General features: G+C 63.9%; 17 protein-coding genes. 2 read left to right on the top strand and 15 right to left on the bottom strand.

Going from position 1 to position 19,358, the window contains the following annotated elements; all coding sequences use genetic code 11:
- A partial coding sequence (locus tag QQK95_RS03240; RefSeq protein ID WP_284268835.1) for an SGNH/GDSL hydrolase family protein occupies nucleotides 1–961 on the bottom strand: 961 nt, incomplete at its 3' end.
- 124 nt (nucleotides 962–1,085) lie between these two features.
- Nucleotides 1,086–2,309 carry a lytic murein transglycosylase gene (locus QQK95_RS03235; RefSeq protein ID WP_284268833.1) on the bottom strand — a complete coding sequence of 408 codons (1,224 nt, stop codon included), beginning with the start codon at nucleotides 2,307–2,309 and terminating at the stop codon, nucleotides 1,086–1,088.
- Nucleotides 2,310–2,521: 212 nt separating this feature from the next.
- On the opposite strand from QQK95_RS03235, the gene galU reads away from it, so the two are divergent.
- A complete protein-coding gene (gene galU, locus QQK95_RS03230) occupies nucleotides 2,522–3,427 on the top strand; it encodes a UTP--glucose-1-phosphate uridylyltransferase GalU (protein WP_407660561.1) in 906 nt (301 codons plus the stop codon).
- 55 nt (nucleotides 3,428–3,482) lie between these two features.
- Here the strand turns inward: galU and QQK95_RS03225 are convergent, their stop codons facing one another.
- Nucleotides 3,483–5,282 carry an outer membrane beta-barrel protein gene (locus QQK95_RS03225; protein WP_284268831.1) on the bottom strand — a complete coding sequence of 600 codons (1,800 nt, stop codon included), beginning with the start codon at nucleotides 5,280–5,282 and terminating at the stop codon, nucleotides 3,483–3,485.
- A 196-nt stretch (nucleotides 5,283–5,478) separates the two neighbouring features.
- Between QQK95_RS03225 and QQK95_RS03220 the strand changes: the two genes are divergently transcribed.
- On the top strand, nucleotides 5,479–6,480 hold the full coding sequence (locus QQK95_RS03220) for a KpsF/GutQ family sugar-phosphate isomerase (protein ID WP_284268829.1): 1,002 nt from the start codon (nucleotides 5,479–5,481) through the stop codon (nucleotides 6,478–6,480).
- 191 nt (nucleotides 6,481–6,671) lie between these two features.
- On the opposite strand, the gene QQK95_RS03215 is transcribed toward QQK95_RS03220, so the two are convergent.
- The 12 genes from QQK95_RS03215 to QQK95_RS03160 all read right to left on the bottom strand — a co-directional run bounded on the left by QQK95_RS03215 (nucleotide 6,672) and on the right by QQK95_RS03160 (nucleotide 19,178).
- Nucleotides 6,672–7,136, bottom strand: a complete 465-nt coding sequence (locus QQK95_RS03215; RefSeq protein WP_284268828.1) for an NfeD family protein — start codon at nucleotides 7,134–7,136, stop codon at nucleotides 6,672–6,674.
- Between the two features lie 81 nt (nucleotides 7,137–7,217).
- On the bottom strand, nucleotides 7,218–8,168 hold the full coding sequence (locus QQK95_RS03210) for an SPFH domain-containing protein (protein WP_284268826.1): 951 nt from the start codon (nucleotides 8,166–8,168) through the stop codon (nucleotides 7,218–7,220).
- 121 nt (nucleotides 8,169–8,289) lie between these two features.
- On the bottom strand, nucleotides 8,290–9,501 hold the full coding sequence (locus tag QQK95_RS03205; RefSeq protein WP_284268824.1) for an NAD(P)/FAD-dependent oxidoreductase: 1,212 nt from the start codon (nucleotides 9,499–9,501) through the stop codon (nucleotides 8,290–8,292).
- A 52-nt stretch (nucleotides 9,502–9,553) separates the two neighbouring features.
- A complete protein-coding gene (hemH, locus tag QQK95_RS03200) occupies nucleotides 9,554–10,618 on the bottom strand; it encodes a ferrochelatase (protein ID WP_284268823.1) in 1,065 nt (354 codons plus the stop codon).
- A gap of 145 nt (nucleotides 10,619–10,763) precedes the next feature.
- Nucleotides 10,764–12,887, bottom strand: coding sequence for a 5'-nucleotidase C-terminal domain-containing protein (locus tag QQK95_RS03195; protein WP_284268821.1), 2,124 nt, complete (start codon nucleotides 12,885–12,887; stop codon nucleotides 10,764–10,766).
- A 189-nt stretch (nucleotides 12,888–13,076) separates the two neighbouring features.
- On the bottom strand, nucleotides 13,077–13,454 hold the full coding sequence (locus QQK95_RS03190) for a hypothetical protein (protein ID WP_202358008.1): 378 nt from the start codon (nucleotides 13,452–13,454) through the stop codon (nucleotides 13,077–13,079).
- Between the two features lie 182 nt (nucleotides 13,455–13,636).
- Nucleotides 13,637–15,082 carry a homospermidine synthase gene (locus QQK95_RS03185; RefSeq protein WP_027047369.1) on the bottom strand — a complete coding sequence of 482 codons (1,446 nt, stop codon included), beginning with the start codon at nucleotides 15,080–15,082 and terminating at the stop codon, nucleotides 13,637–13,639.
- Nucleotides 15,083–15,213: 131 nt separating this feature from the next.
- A complete protein-coding gene (locus QQK95_RS03180) occupies nucleotides 15,214–16,152 on the bottom strand; it encodes a heme-dependent oxidative N-demethylase family protein (RefSeq protein ID WP_284268817.1) in 939 nt (312 codons plus the stop codon).
- Complete coding sequence (locus QQK95_RS03175) at nucleotides 16,149–16,436, bottom strand: YciI family protein (protein ID WP_284268815.1); 288 nt, start codon at nucleotides 16,434–16,436, stop codon at nucleotides 16,149–16,151. Before QQK95_RS03175 ends, QQK95_RS03180 begins: the two co-directional genes overlap by 4 nt.
- Nucleotides 16,437–16,449: 13 nt before the next feature.
- Nucleotides 16,450–17,112 carry an aminotransferase class IV family protein gene (locus QQK95_RS03170; protein WP_284268813.1) on the bottom strand — a complete coding sequence of 221 codons (663 nt, stop codon included), beginning with the start codon at nucleotides 17,110–17,112 and terminating at the stop codon, nucleotides 16,450–16,452.
- Entirely contained in the window at nucleotides 17,061–18,218 is a 1,158-nt protein-coding gene (locus tag QQK95_RS03165) for an aminodeoxychorismate synthase component I (protein WP_407660624.1), read from the bottom strand. The genes QQK95_RS03170 and QQK95_RS03165 overlap by 52 nt, the downstream gene beginning before the upstream one ends.
- Before the next feature lie 156 nt (nucleotides 18,219–18,374).
- The gene (locus tag QQK95_RS03160; protein WP_284268809.1) at nucleotides 18,375–19,178 is read right to left on the bottom strand and encodes a proton-conducting membrane transporter; all 804 of its coding nucleotides are present in this window, start codon (nucleotides 19,176–19,178) and stop codon (nucleotides 18,375–18,377) included.
- Nucleotides 19,179–19,358: the final 180 nt, after the last annotated feature.

Here is a 19,358-nt window from a genome sequence, read left to right as displayed (position 1 = left end):
CGACGGGCGCGCCCGCCGGTGCCGTCGCCGGGGCCACGCTGCCGGGCGCGGCGAGGCCCAGGATCTTGGCCAGCGGCTTTTCAGTGTAGAAGGCGAGCTTGCGCTTGCCGGCCTTGGAGACGTTGATGCCGTCATCGGCGCGCAGCCGCACCGGTTGGCCGTTCATGTCGGGGCCGTTGGTGACGAAGGCGCCGTTCTCGTCGACGAAGCCGTCCCAGACGTCGACGAATTCGCCGCCATGGTTTTGCGCGGCCTTGTGGTAGATGTCGTTGAAGGCCAGCATGTCGGAGGTCATCTTCGGCACTCTGAATGCCGGCATGCCGACCCACAGGAAAGGCACCTTGGCGGTGGCGATGGCCTTGCCGAGCTCGTCGGTGCGGCGCTCATATTCCTTGGTCCAGTTCTCGGACCGGGGCTGCTCGCGCACGTCCCCCACCTTCATCTGCTGGCGGTCGTTGGAGCCCAGCATGACGACCACCGCGGACGGTTTCTCGGTCTCGATCAGCGATTTGATCTGTTCGGGCCAGTTGTAGAAATCATCGCGCACGAAGCCTGACGAGCCATTGCTGCGCACGACGATCCTGACGGCTGGGTTGTCGGCAAAGGCTATGTCCAGGCCTTCGGCGAGGCCCGACGCCATGAAGTCGCCGACGACGAGGACGATGCGAGCGTCTGGCGCCTTTTCCGCTATCGGTGTTTGCGGCTCGACCGGCGCACGCGGAACCCTTGGTTTACGCGGCTTTGGTTTTGCCTTCTGGATGTCGAGCGGCGGTTCGACCCGCTCACTGCGGCGCGGAAACAAAAGGTCGCGCAACGACCAGCCACGATTTTGCTGCGGCTGCTCCTGCGCCATGGCCGGCGCATGGAAGGCACCGGCAGCGCCGATCGCCAGCAGGACGATCGCCAGAAAAAGGATCGGCGTGCGACGAACAAGGATCGCGATACGCGCGGCCGAAACCAATCACTCCTCCATCCCCTTGCGCCTTGTCCCGCAAACCGGAGCCGGTTTTGCAGCCGGGCGCAAGTTCAAAGTGCGATGGCGCCTGAGATGTGCGCCCAAAATGCGCACTGCGCCGTGGCCGGCTCTATTTCTGCCTGAGCCATTTGAGCACTTCCATGCTCGGGTAGCCGTCCTGGGTCAAGCCGACCTTGGCCTGATAGGTCATGATGGCTGTTTTCGTGCCGTCACCGATCTTGCCGTCGAACTTGCCGTCATAAAGCCCGTGCTGCGAAAGCCGCTTCTGCAGCTCCTGCCGTTCCTCGAAGGTGAGCTTGGTGAAGGGCCGCTTCCAGTCCTGGACAAGGCCGCTGCCACCGGCGATCTCGTCGGCGAGAAGGCCAACGGCCAGGGCATATTTGTCGGCATTGTTGTAGGCCTTGATGACCGAGAAATTCCGGATCATCAGGAAGGCCGGACCGCCGCGGCCGTCCGGCACTTTGAGCGTCGCCTTGTCGGTGAGGTTCTTGAACGGCTTGCCGCTGGCCCTGACGACACCAAGCGCCTGCCATTGCGCCAGTGTCTTCGATCCGCCCGGCAGCTTGCCGGCCGGTATCGCGACCTCGTAGCCCCAGGTCTTGCCGGCCTGCCAGCCATTCTTCTTCAAAAGATTGGCCGATGTCGCCAGCGCATCGGGGATGGAATTCCAGATGTCGCGCTTGCCGTTGCCGTCCATGTCGACGGCATAGTGCTGGTAGCTGGTGGGGATGAACTGAGTCTGGCCCATGGCGCCGGCCCAGGAACCCATCAAATGGCTTTCATCGATGTCGCCGGTCTGCAGGATCTTCAGGGCCGCGACCAGCTGGGTGCGGGCATATTTCGACCGCTTCGGGTCGCCATAGCCCAAAGTGGCCAGCGACCGGATGACGTTGCGCATGATGTCGTCGCGCTTGAGGATCTCGCCATAGTTCGATTCCATCGACCAGATGGCCAGAAGAATGTAGCGGTCGACGCCGAACCGCGCCTCGATCTTGTCCAGCCACGGCTTCCACTTCTTCGCCATCTGCTGCCCGACGGCGACAGACTGGTCATGGACGCGGTTGTCGAAATAATCCCAGGCGGGCGCTGTGAATTCGGGCTGGGTGCGTGCCTTCTCCAGCACGACCGGATCGGGCTCCTTGATGCTGCTGAATGCCTGGTCGTAGACGGCGCCGGAAACGCCGCCGGCGATGGCCGTGGCGCGGAAGCTGGCGACCCATTGCCGGAAACCGGCGTCGGCGAAAGCGGGTCCGGCTGGCATCAGCAGAGCGAGCGAGAGGCTGGCGGCCGTCATGACGCTGGTGAAACGTTTTGCGGCATTGCGAACGGACATGTTTTCCTCCTTCTCTGTCTCAGGAAAGACCATTCATCGCCGAACCGGGTTAGGAATTAGTTTACCATAGGTGCCGCCTGGAACGAAAAGACACCTTGATGCTTTAACCGGTGGAAGTTTCCCTCACCCGCTCCCACTAATCTTCGATTCCGGCGTGAAAATGTCGCGAGACGGGGATTGCGGAGCCGGCCAGCAAACGGATAATTGAAAGCATGAAGAGAGTTCGCAAGGCAGTTTTCCCGGTCGCCGGTCTCGGCACGCGGTTCCTCCCGGCCACCAAGGCTGTTCCCAAGGAAATGCTGACCGTCGTCGACCGGCCGGTCATCCAGTATGTGGTGGACGAGGCGCGCGAGGCGGGCATCGAGCATTTCATCTTCGTGACCGGCCGCAACAAGGCGGTCATCGAGGACCATTTCGATATCCAGTTCGAGCTCTATGATACGCTCGCACAGCGCGGCAAGGACGAGCAGCTTGCCCGCCTGCAGCGCCTGCAGCCGGCGCCGGGGCAGACCAGCTTCACCCGCCAGCAGGTGCCGATGGGACTCGGCCATGCCGTCTGGTGTGCGCGCGAACTGGTCGGCGACGAGCCTTTCGCGCTGCTTTTGCCCGACATGATCATGCAGTCGGAAAAGAGCTGCATGAAGTCGATGGTCGAGCTCTACGAGGAAACCGGCAACAACATCATTGCCGTGCAGGAATGCGACCCGGCGGAGGCCCACAAATACGGCATTGTCGGCCGTGGCGAGGATACGCATCACGGCTTCCGCATCACCGAGATGGTGGAGAAGCCGAAGACCGGCACGGCGCCGTCCAACCTCTACATCAACGGTCGCTACATCCTGCAGCCCGAGATCTTCAAGATTCTCGAAGGCCAGGAAAAGGGCGCCGGCAACGAGATCCAGCTCACCGACGCGATGCTGAAGCTGGAGAAGCAGCAGGCCTTCTATGGCTACCACTATCAGGGCCGTACGTTCGACTGCGGCTCGCCCGAAGGTTTCGTCGAGGCCAATGTCGCCTTCGCGCTGTGGCGCAGCGATATGAAGGAGAACATGGCCGGCGTCATCCGCACGCTTCTCGACGAGATGACGCCGTCGGAGCGGCGAGCCGCGGTATCTTAGCTGGATGGGTAACGCCGGCGCGGGCGGCTGACTGCCCCTCCTACGCACGCCTGCTTCAGCGCTGCACTTTCAGGCCGAGATAGATGCTGTTGGCGGTGTAGTCGCGGCCGGGAAGGTTGCTGGTCAGCTTTTCGGTCCTCACCCGGGTGGTGAGGCCGGCATAGCGGTTCAGCCACCAGGTCAGCCCAGTCTCGGCGCTCAGAATCCGGTCATGGCCGTCGATGCCGACATAGTCGCGCCAGTCGAGGCCCAGGGCCGCATTCGCGGTGAGGTTGGCACGGATCTGCCGTTCACCAGTCAAGCGGCCGGAATAGAGGATATCGCCACTTTCACCCGCCGTGGTGGTGGTCTCGACAGTGGTCTTGCCGGTCAGGCCGATCGTGGTGCCACGCTCCGGCGACCATTTGAGGTCGGCGTTGACGGTGACGCCGGAAATCGCCTCCAGGCTCTTGTCGTCGATCGCTTCCCGCAGCCAACCGGCCGAGAATTCACCCGACAGCTTTTCACCCATGTCGAGTTGCAGGCCGGCGCGGGCGCCGAGGCGGGTCGAGGAACGCTCGAAGCCTTCATTGTCGATGCGCTGATCGTAGGCCCGGCGGCCGACCTCGATTTCGGTGAACGGGGTGAGGGCCGGGGAGATTTCGTAGCCGGTGCGCAGGGTCGCCGTGTAGAGCGTGTTGTCCTGATCCTTCTGCGACAGCGTGGTGCCGTCCGAAAGCTCGGCGTCGCCATAGAAGTCGTGCGAGACCGCGCCGGTCAGCGTGTACTGCATCTTGCCGACGGCCTTTTCGACGCCAAGGCTGCCGTCGATCGTCTGCCGCAGCGGCTGGGTGCTGACGCCGGCAATGGCGTTGGGCGAGGACGCCGTTTCAGGCACGGCCTCGTAGCCGAGCTTGGCGATGGCGCGCAGCTCGTTGTCGAGATCGATATTGAGCTGGCCTTCGATGCGGCCTTGCGCATTGTGAACCCGGTAGCCCGACACCGTCTCGCGGAACAGGCCATAGCCGTCGATGGTGGCGGAGTTTTCGCGCCAGTCGGAAACGGCGGTAAAGCGCAACGCCGTCTCGGACAGCAGCGCCGACGTGCCGGCGGCGCTCGAATCGCCATTCGTGGTGGCGGTCATGCCCTGTTCGATCGACGGCCGGATGTTGAAGGAGCCCCATTTGACGCCGGTGGGCGCGAACGGATCGTCCTCGGCTTTCTTGTTCTGGCCTTCGATGGCGGCGGTGCGCTCGGCGCCGCGGTCGAGCTTCTGCCTGTCGGCGCTGTCGACGGTGAGAGCACGACGGTTGGCCGTCTCCTCATCCGTGTCGGTCGCGCCGGCAGCGTCCGTCGTGGAGGCGGTCGTTGAAGCGGTGGTATCAGTGGTTGCAGCCGTCGTTTTTTTCTTCTTCTTCGACTTGTCGGCCGTCTTGGTGCCCGACTTGGTCTTGTCCTGATCCGTAGCCTTCTGCCCGGTGCTCGACGGACGGCGGCGAGGCTTAGGCGGCGTCGCATTGTCGGTGGCGGTGTCGTCGGTCGCCTGCGGGGGATCGAAAATGCTGCCGGAAGCGGCGTCGGTGTTCGTGTCGTCGGGGACAGCGCCTGCGCTGGCCGGCAGATAGGTGCGCGGCGGCGCATCGTCCTGCGCGGCGTTGGCCGACTGTTGCCGGCCTTGGGTGGCAAGGGCGAGTTGCCTTGCCTTGCGCTGCTGGTCGGACAGGATTGCCGATTCGGAAACCTCGCCGCGCAGCTCGGTTTCCTGGGCATGGAGAGGTGTCGGGCGCAGCAAGGCAGACATGCTGGTCGCCAGCAGCAGGGCGCATACCGCCTTGCCCTGTCGTCCTCTCGATTTTTCTGGCTGGGCCCCGGACATCGCCACCACTGCTTGCGCGGCGCTGTGCGCGCCATACTTACCGAACCGTAAATGGGGATGGTTAACGGAGGGTTGAGGCGGCGATCGTTCGTGCCGCTGTTTGCGGGTCTTGTGACCTGTTCGAGACCTCCGCCGGCTGGGCGCCAGCGCCATTTCTGTTGGACAGGCGGGCGGCAAAGCGCTAATCGCATCATCCATGCATGCGAGACCCCTCGATAAGAAGTCCCTGGACAGGCAAGCGTCGATCGATTCGGCACTGAGAACGGTGGCGACCGAACAGGCCGGCATCGCCGCCCTGGCCGAAGCGCTCGAGAACGGGCTGGCCGAGCCCTTCGCGCAGGCCGTCGACATGATCTCGAAGATCGAAGGCCGGCTGATCGTCACCGGCGTCGGCAAAAGCGGCCATATCGGCTCGAAGATCGCGGCGACGCTGGCCTCGACCGGAACACCGGCCTTCTTCGTCCATCCCGTCGAGGCCAACCATGGCGATCTCGGCATGATCGCCAGGGATGACGCCATCATCGCCATCTCGTGGTCGGGCGAGAGCAAGGAGATGCTCGGCATCGTCGCCTATTCCCGGCGTTTCTCCATTCCGCTCATCGCCGTCACGTCAGGCGAGACATCGGCGCTGGCGCGCGCGGCCGACGTGGTGCTGCTTTTGCCGCGCACCCCGGAGGCCTGTCCGCATGGGCTGGCGCCGACGACGTCGACGCTGCTGCAGCTGGTCATCGGCGATTCGCTGGCGATCGCGCTGCTCGAGGCGCGCGGCTTCACCCCGGACCATTTCCGCACCTTCCATCCTGGCGGCCAGCTCGGCGCCAATTTGACCATGGTCTCCGAGATCATGCGGGTCGGCGACCAGATGCCGCTGGCCGTGCTCGGCACCAAGATGCCTGAAGCGGTGATGACGCTGTCGCAGAAGAAGGTCGGCTGCGTGCTGATCGTCGACGCCAATGGCGAACTGGCCGGGATCATCACCGACGGCGATGTCGCGCGCAATCTGCACCGCAATCTGGCCGACGTTATCGTCGACGAGGTGATGACCCGCACGCCCAAGACGGTCGATCCGCAGACGCTCGCCGGCACGGCGATCGCGCTGCTGAACGAGCACAATATCGGCGCGCTGGTGGTGACAAGGAACAACATGCCGCTCGGCGTGGTGCATTTCCACGACCTGCTGCGCATCGGTGCCGCCTAGGCATGCCGATATTCAGGTGAGGCCGGTCTGCAAACGGCGGCCCCCTGCGCTTCCCCGTTCTACTGCGTCGCAGTAGAACTGAGCTCACGTACAAAAAGTACGCTCCGCTCCGGTTCTCGGAACCCGCCGTTTTCGACTCGGCCTGACCTGAATCTCAACATACCTAGCGAGATGGGTCTGCTATGAAAAAATCAGACCCGCTCCACCGTCAGTTCCAGGTCTGTATCCGCGGCACCCGTCACGCGCACCTGCGTACCGGCCGGCAGGTCCGGGCCGGAGACGCGCCATAGCGTGTCGCCGAGCTTGATGCGGCCGCGGCCGTCCTTTATCGGCTCGGCAAGCGTCGCCATGCGACCCACCATCTGCGCGCCGCGCCGGTTGAGCAGCGGCTGGTCGGTCGGCTGGTCACGTCCGCCCATGAGTTTCTTGCCGACGAAGGCTGAAACCAGCGACAGCGCCAGGAAGGCAAGGACCTGGACCTGCCAGGTCCAGATCGCCGCGTCCCAGATCAGCAGCGACACCGCGCCGATGATGAGCGCGGCGACGCCGATCCACAGCATGAAGAAGCCCGGCGCGATGAGCTCCACCACCAGCAGCACGAAGCCCAGGACCATCCAGTTCCACGGGCCGAGTTCGGAAATGATGCGATCGAACATGGGAGTATGCTCCTACTGCTTGTTGAGCATGATCTTTTCCGAAAACCGATTCCCACTTTTCGGGATCATGCTCCCATGATCTCAGTTTTCGCTCGGCCGTACGACCGGGGGGCGGGCGGCCTGGCGCTGCGCGCCGGTCGTGCCTTCGCTGCGGAAGACTTCCTTGGCAATCTCGCCGATACCGCCGAGCGAGCCGATCAACGACGACGCCTCGAAAGGCATCAGCACGATCTTGCTGTTGGTGGCCGTGCCGATCTTGCCCAGCGCCTCGGTGTATTTCTGCGCGACGAAGTAGTTCAGCGCCTGCACGTCACCCTTGGAAATCGCTTCCGACACCACCTGGGTGGCCCGGGCCTCGGCCTCGGCCGAGCGTTCACGTGCCTCTGCGTCGCGGAAGGCGGCTTCCTTGCGGCCTTCCGCCTCGAGGATTTGCGACTGCTTGAGGCCTTCGGCGGCCAGGATCTGCGCGCGCTTGTTACGCTCGGCTGTCATCTGGCGGCCCATCGATTCGATAAGGTTGGCAGGCGGGTTGATGTCCTTGATCTCGACGCGGGTGATCTTGATGCCCCACGGATGCGCCGCTTCGTCGACGACGCGCAGCAGGCGCTCGTTGATGGCGTCGCGATTGGACAACAGCTCGTCGAGGTCCATCGAGCCCATGACGGTACGGATGTTGGTCATCGTCAGGTTGAGGATGGCGTTCTGCAGGCCGGCAACCTGGTAGGCGGCCTGTGCCGCATTGAGGATCTGGTAGAAGGCGATGCCGTCGACACCGACGATGGCGTTGTCGCGGGTGATGATTTCCTGGCTCGGAACGTCGAGAACCTGCTCCATCATGTTCATCTTGGCGCCGATGCGATCGACGAACGGGAAAATGAAATTGAGGCCCGGGCTCAGTGTCTTGGTGTAACGGCCAAAGCGCTCCACCGTATAATTGTAGCCTTGCGGAATGGTCCTGATGCCTTGGATGAGAAGCACCAGTACCAGAAGGGCAAGTGCACCAATCGCAATATCGAAACCACTGAAATCCATTTGGCTCTCCCTCCGAAGCGAGCCGCGCGAGCCATTCCCGCGCAGCCGACTTCACCAAAGACTTAAGTGTGTTTCAGGAACGTTACAATCAGGTGATGAAGGATTGTTTGCGGGTCTGCACTCACCGGTTGAAAGCAAACAGCTCCGCATCCATGTCGGCAAGTCCCTTGATCGAAGCCGAAACAATTTCGGAAGCGATGCGCGAGAAGGTGATGCCGTTGCCGCCGTAACCCATGACGGCGTGGATACGCGGATGCCTCGGGATAGCGCCGATATAGGGCAGGCCGGTGGTCGTGGTGCCGAACGAACCAGTCCAGGCAAATTCGGGCTTCACATCGAGACAGGGGAACAGCCGGCCCAGCTTGTCGGCAATTCGGGCACTCTTGTCGGCGATCAGTTCGTCGCGCCGCGTCTCATCGGCAAAATCCTCGTCCTCGCCGCCGCAGATCACCCTGCCGTCGGCCGTCGCCCTGAGGTAGAGGTAGGGGTCCGACGCTTCCCAGATGAACGCCGGACCCGGCCAGAGGTTTCGCGGCTGAGGGCGCGTCGCGATCGCCCAGGTCGAGATGATCCGGTGGGCGGCGGCCGGCACGATGTCGAGCAGTTCATAGCCGGTGGCCAGAACCACATGCCGTGCCGTGATGGTGGGACCGTCCTTCGTGGCCACGACCACCTCGTCGGCGCTGTCTTCGATCGCCGTCGCTTCCGCAGGAGTGTAAAGACGTGCCTTGCGCTCCAGTGCCTTGAGCAGGAGGCCGGCCGTCAGCTTGCGCGGGTCGAGCGCGATGTTGCCGTGGCTGAGGATTGCGCCGCCGCGGTCGACGCCGAATGTCTCCGCCAGCGGCTGCGGTGTCAGATAGGCGGCTGCGATGCCCGCCTGTCGCCGTGCATCGGCTTCATAGTGCAGTTCCGATGGCCCGAGAACCGTGCCCGCCAGATAGAGCGACTGGCTGCGGCGCATGCGACAGTCGATTGCTAGATCCTCGATACGGCCGGCCAGATTTGAAACGGCAAGCCGCGAGCGCCGCCATGCCTGCTGTGCCTTGGCTTTGCCGATCATCTTCGACAGGGTTGAAAGCGGCTGATCGATTTCAAACTGGACCAGTGCCGTGGTCGCCGCGGTCGAGCCTTTCAGCGGCCCGCGCCGGTCGATGCAGATCACCTGATGCCCGTCCGCCGTCAGCGCCTCGGCCATCATGGCGCCGCTGATACCCATGCCGATGATCAGGACATCGGTTTTGACGTCGCGGGTCAGCGCCGACGTCGGCACGGCCGGCGCCCGATAGGCGGACCAGACGGGCCGGCCAGTTCTGAGGTCGAGTTTGCGGGACATCGAATTCTCCGGAGGAACTGCTCAACGCTCCGGAGTGGCCCTTGTTCCGGTGTTAGACCCAGCCGGACAGTTCGCGCCGCACCATCGCCTCGATCACCGCCATCCCCTCGGCGCTGTCGTTGAGGCAAGGGATATGCGCGAAATTCTTGCCGCCGGCGTGATGGAAAGTCTCGGCGGCCTCCCGGCCAATCTCGTCCAGCGTCTCGATGCAGTCGACGGAAAAGCCGGGATTGACGATGGCGATGGATTTGACGCCGTCCTTGGCCAGCTTCTCCACCGTCTTGTCGGTGTAGGGCTGCAGCCATTCCTGGGCGCCGAAGCGGGACTGGAAGGTGGTGATCAGCTTCTTCTCATCCCAGCCGAGCCTGTCGCGTAACAGCCGCGTCGTCTTGAGGCAGTGGCAATGGTAGGGGTCACCCTTTTCGAAATAGGGCCTTGGAATGCCGTGGTATGAGGCAATGACCACTTCGGGCTCGAAATCCAGCGTAGCGAGATTCTGCTCGATCGAACGCGCAAGCGCCTCGATATAGACGGGCTCGTCATAGTAAGGCGGCACGCTGCGGATGGCGGGGGCCGCGCGCATCTTCATCAAGGCGCGAAACAGCTGATCATTGGCGGTTGCCGTCGTCGTCGCGGAGTATTGCGGGTAGAGCGGGAACGAAAGAATGCGGTCGCAGCCCTGCGCGACCAATCTCTCGGCGACACTCGCGGTCGAAGGATTGCCGTAGCGCATCGCCCAGTCGACGACGACATCGGGCAGGTCGCGCAATGCCTCGGCCAGCTTTTCGCCCTGGGCGCGGGTGTAGGTGCGCAGCGGCGACTCGTTCTTTTCCTGGTTCCATATCCGGGCGTAGTTGGCGCCGGACTTCTTCGGCCGCATGGTGAGTACCAGGCCATAGAGGATCGGATACCAGATCGCCTTGTTGAGCTCGATGACGCGCGGATCGGACAGGAATTCCCTGAGATACCGCCACATCGGCTTGAAGTCGGTGCCGTCAGGCGTGCCGAGATTGATCAGCATGACACCGACCTTGCCGGTCTTGACCGGCGGATGCCCGGCCGGCAGTGGGCCGAGGGCCTTCGCGGCTTTGGGATCGACAGCGGTTGTGAGCGTCATAGGGATTCTCCAGGAGGCGCGAACCTAATCATCCTGCGCGGGCTTTCAATGCCGCGTCTGGCCGCACCTTAACGCTTGTCCAGCCGAAAACAGAACACCCGCCCGGTTTCCCTGGCGGGTGTTGGATGGAAGAGGCGAAGTTAGGTTACTTGGCCGGAATGGTCAGCGTCGCGCCAGGCATGAGCCGATGCGGCCTTTGACCCTTGTTGGCCTCGTAGATGAGTTTCCACTTGGTGGCGTCGCCATAAGCCTTCTTGGCCAGATCCCAGTAGGTGTCGCCGATAACGATGACATGGCTGCCCGTGGCTGGTGCGGCTTCAGCAGGCTTTGCCGGTACTGCCGGCTTGGCGGGTTCCGCCGGCGCCGCTGGTGCCGGCGCGGCCTCTGCCGGTTTTGCCGGGGCAGCGGGAGCGGGCGGGGCCGGTGGCGGAGGTGCCCCCTCGCTCGTTATGGCCGGCGGCGTGTTGGCGATATCGCCTGAGTTGGCGGGCAGCTCAGGCATTGCCGGCGCCGCTTCCGCGGGCTTTGCCGGTTCAGCGGGTTTCGCTGCCTCGGCCGGTTTGGCAGCTTCTGCTGGCGCAGGGGCAGGGGTCGCCTCGGCTGGCTTTGCCGGCTCAGCAGGCTTGGCTGGTTCCGCTGCCGGTGCCGCCGCGACAGTGGCGGCGATCTCGGTGATGCGGCCGTCGAGCTTGGGCGTATAGGGCCGGTGGGCGCCGAGATAGTCGGCCACGACCTGTTCGAGACCGGGGCCGTAGTCGTAAGCGTTCTTGGCCTTTTCGGCGAAAACCTTGTAGCCGTCGCCGCCCTGGCGCACGTAATTGTTGGTGGCGACGAGATAGTCCTTGTCGGGCTTGATCGGCGTCCATCCGCCGTTTTCCATGACCTCGACGGATTTGACGCGGCCGGCATTGGGCGCGACCGACTTGTCGAAGGCGTATTTGAGACCCGCCACCTGCGGGAAGCGGCCGGCGCCGTCCTCGATCTGGCTGAGGCCGCTTTCCAGACCGGCGACCAGGTCCTTGCCCGAAATCTGGAAGGTCGCCAGCGTGTTCTGGAAGGGCAGCACGGTCAGCACTTCACCCATAGTGACGGTGCCCTTGTCGATCGAGGCGCGCAGGCCGCCGCCATTGGAGATGACGATCTCGACGCCCTGTCCCTTGACGCGGTCGAGGATGGCGTCGGAGACGAGGTTGCCCATCGCGCATTCCTTGGCGCGGCAATTCTCGCGGCTGCCGTCGATCACGTCCGTGGTCTCGGCGACTTCCTTGTTCTTCAGCGCCTCGATCGGCGCACCGAGTTCCTTGATGCGGGCGAGCACGGCGGGATCGGGCGTGATCGACTTGTCGAGAAAGATCGGATCGCCGCTCGCCGACTTGACGACGCCATTGTCGTCGAACACCACCTTGAACTCGCCAAGATATTTCGAATAGGAGGCCGCCTGCACCACCGGCACCTTGTAGCCGCCGGGGTTGTCGACCATCGTCGGGTAGGGGCCGGCCGCCTTGGGATCGGTGTTGGACAAAAGCGTATGGCTGTGGCCTCCGACGACGATGTCGATGCCCGGGATCTTGGCGATGATGTCGCGTTCCCTGTTGTAGCCGATATGGGTCACGGCGATGATCTTGTTGACGCCTTGTGCCTTCAGCTTCTCGACTTCCGCGGTGATCGACTTGACGTCGTCCGCGATCGCGATGTTGGGGCCGGGGGAGGCGAGTTCGGGCGTGTCGTTGGTGACGGCGCCGACAATGCCGATCTTCTGGCCGCCGACCTCGACGACGATCGACGGCTTGATCTTGCCGGCCGCGCCGGACTTGTCGTTGGGCACGACATTGGCGCTGACGATCGGGAACTTCGCCTTGTCGAGGTAAGGCACCAGCGCGCTCTCGCCGTCGTCGAATTCATGGTTGCCGAGCGTCACGGCGTCGGGCTTCATCTGATTGAGGAATTCCTCCTCCACGGTGCCCTTGTAGGTGGTGTAGAACAGCGATCCCTGGAAGCTGTCGCCCGCATTGAGCAGCAGCACGTTCTGCCCTTCGAGCTTCTTGCGTTCCTGGGCGATCGCCGTGATCAACCGGCCGGCGCCGCCGATGCATTCGCCCTTGGTCTCCTCGTCAGCCGAACAGGTCGACTCATATTTGTTGTTGCCTTCGATGCGGCTGTGCCAGTCATTGAAATGCAGAATGTTCAATGTGTAGTCGGCAAAGGATGCGCCGGCCGACAGGCCAAGCGTCGATGCGGACAGGGCGGCAATGGCGGCAAGCTTTCTCATCTTCGTCTCCCGGTGGGCTGATCGGAGGCGTTTAACGCCCTTGCTTGACTGGGGTATAACAGCCAGCGTTTTGACCATGTTCCCATCGCGTTCCGGCTGACGCAAGCGGAAATGCCGCCACTCTTTGCAGGCGCAAAAAAGGACGGCCGCCAATCGGCCGCCGTCCCCGATCTGTCCAGCGTTGGCCGGTCAGACGCGTCGCGTCAGCACGAAGTTCTGGCCGGACGAGCTGGTGCAGTTCAACTGGCTGGTGGAGATCAGCAGGCAGTTGAAGCTGACCGGCGTCTGGCGGATCAGCGACGTCCCGTTGATCTCGACCGATGTGGCGCCGGTCATCGTATAGCTGCCATCGGCCAGCTTCTGGCCGGTGTCGGTGGCGACGGTCGTGAACTTGCCGCCGGTGAAGGTCGACAGGCCAGTGCCCTTTGCATCGATCCACGAGCCCTCGACACCTTTCGGCGCGGCGGCCATCGGCGGTGCGTCGGGACCGCTTGTGGTGCAGGCAGCGAGCATCATGGCAAAGGAACCCGCCACGCCCATCGAAAGAACTTTGCGCGCAATAGTCATCTGAAATCCTCTCCAAACGCATCGGCCCAAAAATCGGTTTCGATTTTGGCAGGCACGACGCGAACGTCCAAAGTGCTGGTGCGGGCGTGCGTCCTGCAAGACGCGCGCTGCCCCAGGCCGCATCTCTTCAATCGCCCGATTTCCGGGCGATTGCAAGGCAATGGCGCATGGTGCGCAGGGTGCTATCGGACGAGGATGTTGCGGAATTGCCACGGATCGCTGCGGTCGAGGTCCTCAGGGAAGAGGCCCGGGCGTCGGTCGAGCGGCGTCCAGTCGGTGTAATGGCCTTCGACCGGTCCGAGATAGGGCGACTGCACTTCCAGGCAGCGCTTGTAGTCCATCTCGTCGGCCTCGACGATGCCGGCATCGGGATTTTCCAGGGCCCAGACCATGCCGGCCAGAACCGCCGAGGTGACCTGAAGGCCGGTGGCGTTCTGATAGGGCGCCAGCTTGCGCGCCTCGGCCAGCGACAGGTGCGAGCCATACCAGTAGGCGTTCTTGTCGTGGCCGTAGAGCAGGACACCGAGTTCGTCGACGCCGTCGACCAGCTCGTTCTCGTCGAGCACGTGGTGCACCGGCTGAGGCTTGCCGGCGGCACCGAACATCTCGTCCAGCGACAGGATCGCGTCGTTGCAGGGATGGTAGGCGTAATGGCAGGTCGGCCGGTACTGGACCTTGCCCTTCTTTGAGCGAACGGTGAAGAAATCGGCGATCGAGATCGATTCGTTGTGCGTCACCAGGAGGCCGTATTGCGCGCCCGGCGTCGGGCACCACGAGCGCACGCGCGTGTTGGCGCCGGGCTGCTCCAGATAGATCGCGGCCTTGGAGCCGTGCTTGTGCTTCTTGGCGTTCTTCGGCATCCACTTCTCATGCGTGCCCCAGCCGAGCTCGGCGGGCTGCAAGCCTTCGGAGATGAAGCCCTCGACCGACCAGGTGTTCCAGAACACATCCATCGGCTTTGGCTTCTTGGTGCGCTGGGTGTCGCGCTCGGCGATGTGGATGCCCTTGACGCCGGCCTTCTTCATCAGCTTGGCCCAGCCCTCGCGGTCTTCCTGTGCCGGCTCGGAGAACTCCAGGCCAAGATCGGTGGCGAGGTTGACCAGCGCCTGCTTGACGAACCACGAGACCATGCCGGGATTGGCACCGCAGGTGGAGACGGCGGTGGCGCCGCCGGGCTTGTCCTGCTTTTCCTGGATCATCGCCTCGCGCAGCGCATAGTTGGTGCGGCTGGCATTGTCGGCCTTGGCGTCGAAATAGAAGCCGAGCCACGGCTCGACGACGGTGTCGATGTAGAGCACGCCGAGCTTGCGGCAGAGACGCATCAGGTCGACCGAGCCGGTGTCGACCGACAAATTGACGCAAAAGCCCTGGCCGCCGCCATTGGTCAAAAGCGGCGTCAGAAGCTTCTTGTAGTTCTTCTCGGTCACCGCTTCCTGGACGAAGGCGATGCCGCGCTCGTCGAGCAGCTTGCGGTCGGTATCGCGCGGGTCGAGGACCGTCATGCGCGACTTGTCGAACTTGAAATGGCGTTCGATGAGCGGCAGCGTCCCCCGTCCGATCGAGCCGAAGCCGATCATCACCACGGGGCCGGTGATCTCACCGTAAACGGGCCAGTTTTCATTCGCCATTTTATCGAGCACTCCTTCAGACACATGCAAAAGCCGGGCAAACACCCGCAAAACCCGGGCATTTTCGCCCGACGGTCATGCGCTACATCACAGATCATTGTCATAAACCAGCGAAAAGCGCCAACCCGTGGCTAGCGGTCCCTAGCCATGTGGTTAAGGACTGCGATCAGCCGGTCGCGGTCCGATGTCAGGCCCTTGTAGTCGAGCTGGGCGAGATCGAGCGCTTCGAGCTGGGCGGCAAAGGATAGTGCCAGCGTCGCCCGGTCCGGGTGCCGCTCCAGCACGGCGAGCGGATCGAGATGGATGCGGATGGTGAACAGGATGTCGCGCGAGGCCGGCAGCTTGCGCAGCGTCTGTCGCTCGACGCGGATGAAGGCGTGCGCCTTGACGTCACCGTCGGGGAAGCGTGTCGGCCGGTTGGTGGCACGGTCGATGCGCTCGACGTTGGACAGCGGATGATAGAGCGCATTGTCGGCCTGGATCGACCAGTTGAAGCGCTCGACCGCCTGGCCCTGCAGGCCGTCGAACATGCGGTTGATCAATTCGGCCGGCCGTGTTCCCGGACCGAAGCCGGGCACGGGCTCATGGATCTGCTGCAGCGGCTTGCCGAATTTTTCGGTGAGCGACCAGGACGAAGGAAAGCACAGCGAGCCGGCGGCGAGCCGCCAGCCGGCGGCGTCGCGGCGCATCAGGATCAGGTCCTCCTGGACCAGCAGCGAGGCCGCGACCAGCGGTGCGTCGGCGAGACCCGAAGGCAAAGCAGGGTGGTCCGCCGCACCCACCACCTCGATGTCCGCATCGGTGCGGCGATGGGTGCGCGGAAATCGCTCCGGCAGATAGGCGCCGAGCAAGTCGAGCACTTCTCGTTGCGCGTCCCGCGTGCCGTCCTCCTCGACGAAAACCCGCTCGGGGATTTCGGCATAAAGCCGGCGCTTCTCGGCGAGATAGGGCAGAAGATGGCCGTCGACCTCGATCCAGTTTGCCGGGTCGAGCGGCTTCAGCCCGATGTTGAACAGCTTCGACGAGCCGTCATAAGGGGTGTGGGTGGGCAGGGCCTCGACCAAGCTCATGCTTCCTTGAAAGCGTCGAGACCGGCGGCGGTCATCCTGGCCAGGAATTCGGTGACCTCGTAGTCCGCGGCGCCCGCCTTGGCGAAGGGGTCGGCAGCCAGCCTGGCGTCGAGGATCTCGCGCGGGCATTGCGCGATGATGATGCCGCCGGTCCGCGGTTTCTTTGGCCCGGAAGCGATGAAGACGCCCTCCGCGTAGCATGCCTTCAGCCATTCGACATGCGCCGCCTGCAGCCGGTCGATCTCGGTCAGAGGCACTTTGTAGTTCAGCGAAACGACGAACATGGCATTCTCCTGGTCACGCCAGCCTTGCGGGTATCAAGCCGCGCAGCGAATTGCCGACAAAGAGTGCCTTGGCCGACTTCAGATCGTCGTAGCTGTAGATTGCTTCTTCCGCCCGGCCTTCATCCAGAAGCTCGGCGCGCAATACGCCAGGCAGCAGGCCGCAATCGAGCCGGGGCGTTGCCAGTGCGCCGCCGCCGAGATCGGCGAAGACATTGGTGATGGTGCCTTCGCAGATTTCGCCGCGCTCATTGGCCAGCAGCACCTCGTCGGCCTGGGTGACGAGATATTCGGAACGGGCATGCGTGTAGAGCTGGCGCCGGCTGGTCTTGTGGCGCAGCAGCGTGTTTTGTGAATCAAGCCGCGTCCGCGCCAGCCGCAATATCCAGACCTTGTCGGCAGCGAGAGGTTCGTAGGGCTGTGCCGAGGCCGTCGCATCGCCGTTGCGCGCCAAGGCGAGCCGCGTGCGCATGGCGGTTCGGGAGCCGTCGACCGCCTTGCCCAGCACGGCGCCGATCTTCTGCGGATCACAGGCAAAGCCAAGTTCCGCCGCCGAGCCATAGAGGCGCGCAAGGTGGCGATCGAAGCGCAGGAAGCCTGTCTCGGGCTGCCAGCGCATGGTCTCGATCAGCTCGAAATCGGCGGTGTCCCCGTCGCGAAGCGGGCTTTGAGCAGACACTCCTGATACTCCTCCTCGGGCGTCGAATCGAAGACGATGCCGCCGCCGACATTGTAGACCGCCTCGCCGCTGGCAAAGAGCGAGATGGTGCGGATCGCCACGGAAAAGCGCATCGTTCCGCCGGGTGCGATCCAGCCGATGGCGCCGCAATAAACGTCGCGCGGCGTGCCCTCCAGATCGTGCAGGATCTCCATGGCGCGGATCTTTGGCGCGCCGGTGATAGAGCCGCAAGGGAAGAGTGCCGCGAAGACCTGGCGGATGGTGAGGCCAGGCAGCAGCTTCGCCCTGACGTCGCTCACCATCTGATGGACGGTCGGGTAGCTCTCGATGCGGAACAGTTCCGGCACCTCCAGCGTGCCGACCTCGCTGATCAGCGAGATGTCGTTGCGCAGGAGGTCGACGATCATCCGGTTCTCGGCCTGGTTCTTCTCGTCATTGCGCAGAAAGTCTTTCTGCCGCTCGTCCTCGGTCTTCGTCGCGCCGCGCGGGGCCGTGCCTTTCATCGGATGCGTCTCGATCATCCCGGCCGCATTGATCTCGAAGAACAGTTCGGGCGAGCGCGACAGCACGATGGGATCGCCCAGCGCCACCAGCGCGCCGTACTTCACCGGCTGGCGTTCGGTCAGCGCATCGAAGGCGGCAAGCGGATCGCCGGACCATTGCGCCTGCACCGGAAAGGTCAAATTGCCCTGGTAGCAATCGCCTTGCCTGATGTGCTGGTGCAGCCGCGAGAAGCGTTTTTCGTAGTCCTCGAAGGACCACGTCGCCCGCGCATCGAAGATCGGGCCGTTCGGGGCTGCCGTGTTGCGCGGCGGCACTGCTTCCTCGATGGGTGCATCGAACACGCCGAGGCAGATCAGCGGAGCGCGGCGCCGGCCCGGCAGCAAGGGAACGAGTTTCGGTTCGAGCAGATAACCGGCCTCGTAGGAGAAATAGCCGGCCAACCATTTGCCGGCGTCATGCGCTGCCTGCGCCGCTTCCAGCGCCTGCGGGAAATCCCGGGCCTCATGCGCCACGATGATGTCGGCCGGCCGGTCGAACACGAGCTGACGCGCGCTTTCGTCGTTGCGGAAAATGGCGGCGGGCAGGGACATGGGGACCAGGATCGATGAAGCCGTCGATCGCTCTATATGGGGGGCCGCTCGCGTGCAATCGAGGGAACGGCACCTTGCCCCTCAAAGCCGACCTCCTGGCGGCATTGCCCCCGAGAAGAAGCCGGCGGGGCCTGTGGCCCCGCCGGCTTGATGATCTGCCTCCGCCGCTCAGGTGTTGCTGGCGGTTCCGGCTGTCGGAAACTGCTTGGCGAATTCCTTCTCGTCGCCGGCGGCGAGCAGCTTGGCCTGCTCGATCCAGCGTTCGCGCGCGATGCGGCCGTCGAAGTTCATCACGTCCTCGATCCGCTTGATGTCGGCTGCCGTCCAGGCGGCGATCTGGGCGAAGGTGGTGACGCCCTGCGCCTTGAGCAGCTTCTCGTTGACCGGGCCGATACCGATCAGCCGGCGCAGATTGTCTGATTTGCCCGCCGCAGGCTTGGCTGCTGCTGGTTTGGCCGCCGCTGGTTTGGCTGTGGCCGGCGCAGCTTTCTTGGCGGCTGCCGGCTTGGGCGCGGCCGCGCTTTTGGCTGTCGAAGCAGCGGAGGCTGCGGGTTTGCTCGCGGCGGGCTTGGCGGCCGCTGGCTTCGGTGCCGACTTGGCGGTGGCGGCTTTCGCCGGCGCTGCCTTCGCGGCCGGTTTGGCAGGCGCAGTCTTGGCCGGGGCAGGTGCGGATTTGGCGGCGGCCGGCGTCGACATCAGGGCTGCCGGCGCCTGACTGGCGGCCTTTGCTCCGCCGCCCGTGGATGCCTGCGCGTCGCGCAACTGGCGCTCGAGGTCGGCCCGGGTCTTGCCGCATGCATTGAGTTCGCCGGTCAGGCGGTCGCTGTCGGCACGCAGCCTGTCGCGCTCGCTGCGGGTGCGGTCGAGGTCGCCGCGCAGACTGTCGAGCTCACCACGCAGGCGACCCCAGAAGAACCAGCCAACCAGAACGCCTACAAGGAACGCCAGGACCACGTAGAAAAAAGTGCCCATTGTCTCTCTCCAGTCAGATCCGTCTGCCGTGGGTCATGACCTTCGGCGATGGACTACTCGTGATGGTTCCGCGGGTTCGCAGAACAGCCGGCTTCGGTTCGAGCTGTCGGCGATCGGCTTTTCCAGCCCATGGCCAACGGCCGTTGTCGCGTTCGCCTGAGCGTCACGGCCGGCTGAGAT

The organism is Mesorhizobium huakuii, from assembly GCF_030160235.1.
Taxonomy (GTDB): Bacteria; Pseudomonadota; Alphaproteobacteria; order Rhizobiales; family Rhizobiaceae; genus Mesorhizobium; species Mesorhizobium huakuii.
This window is presented reverse-complemented; position numbering and strand designations above follow the sequence as displayed.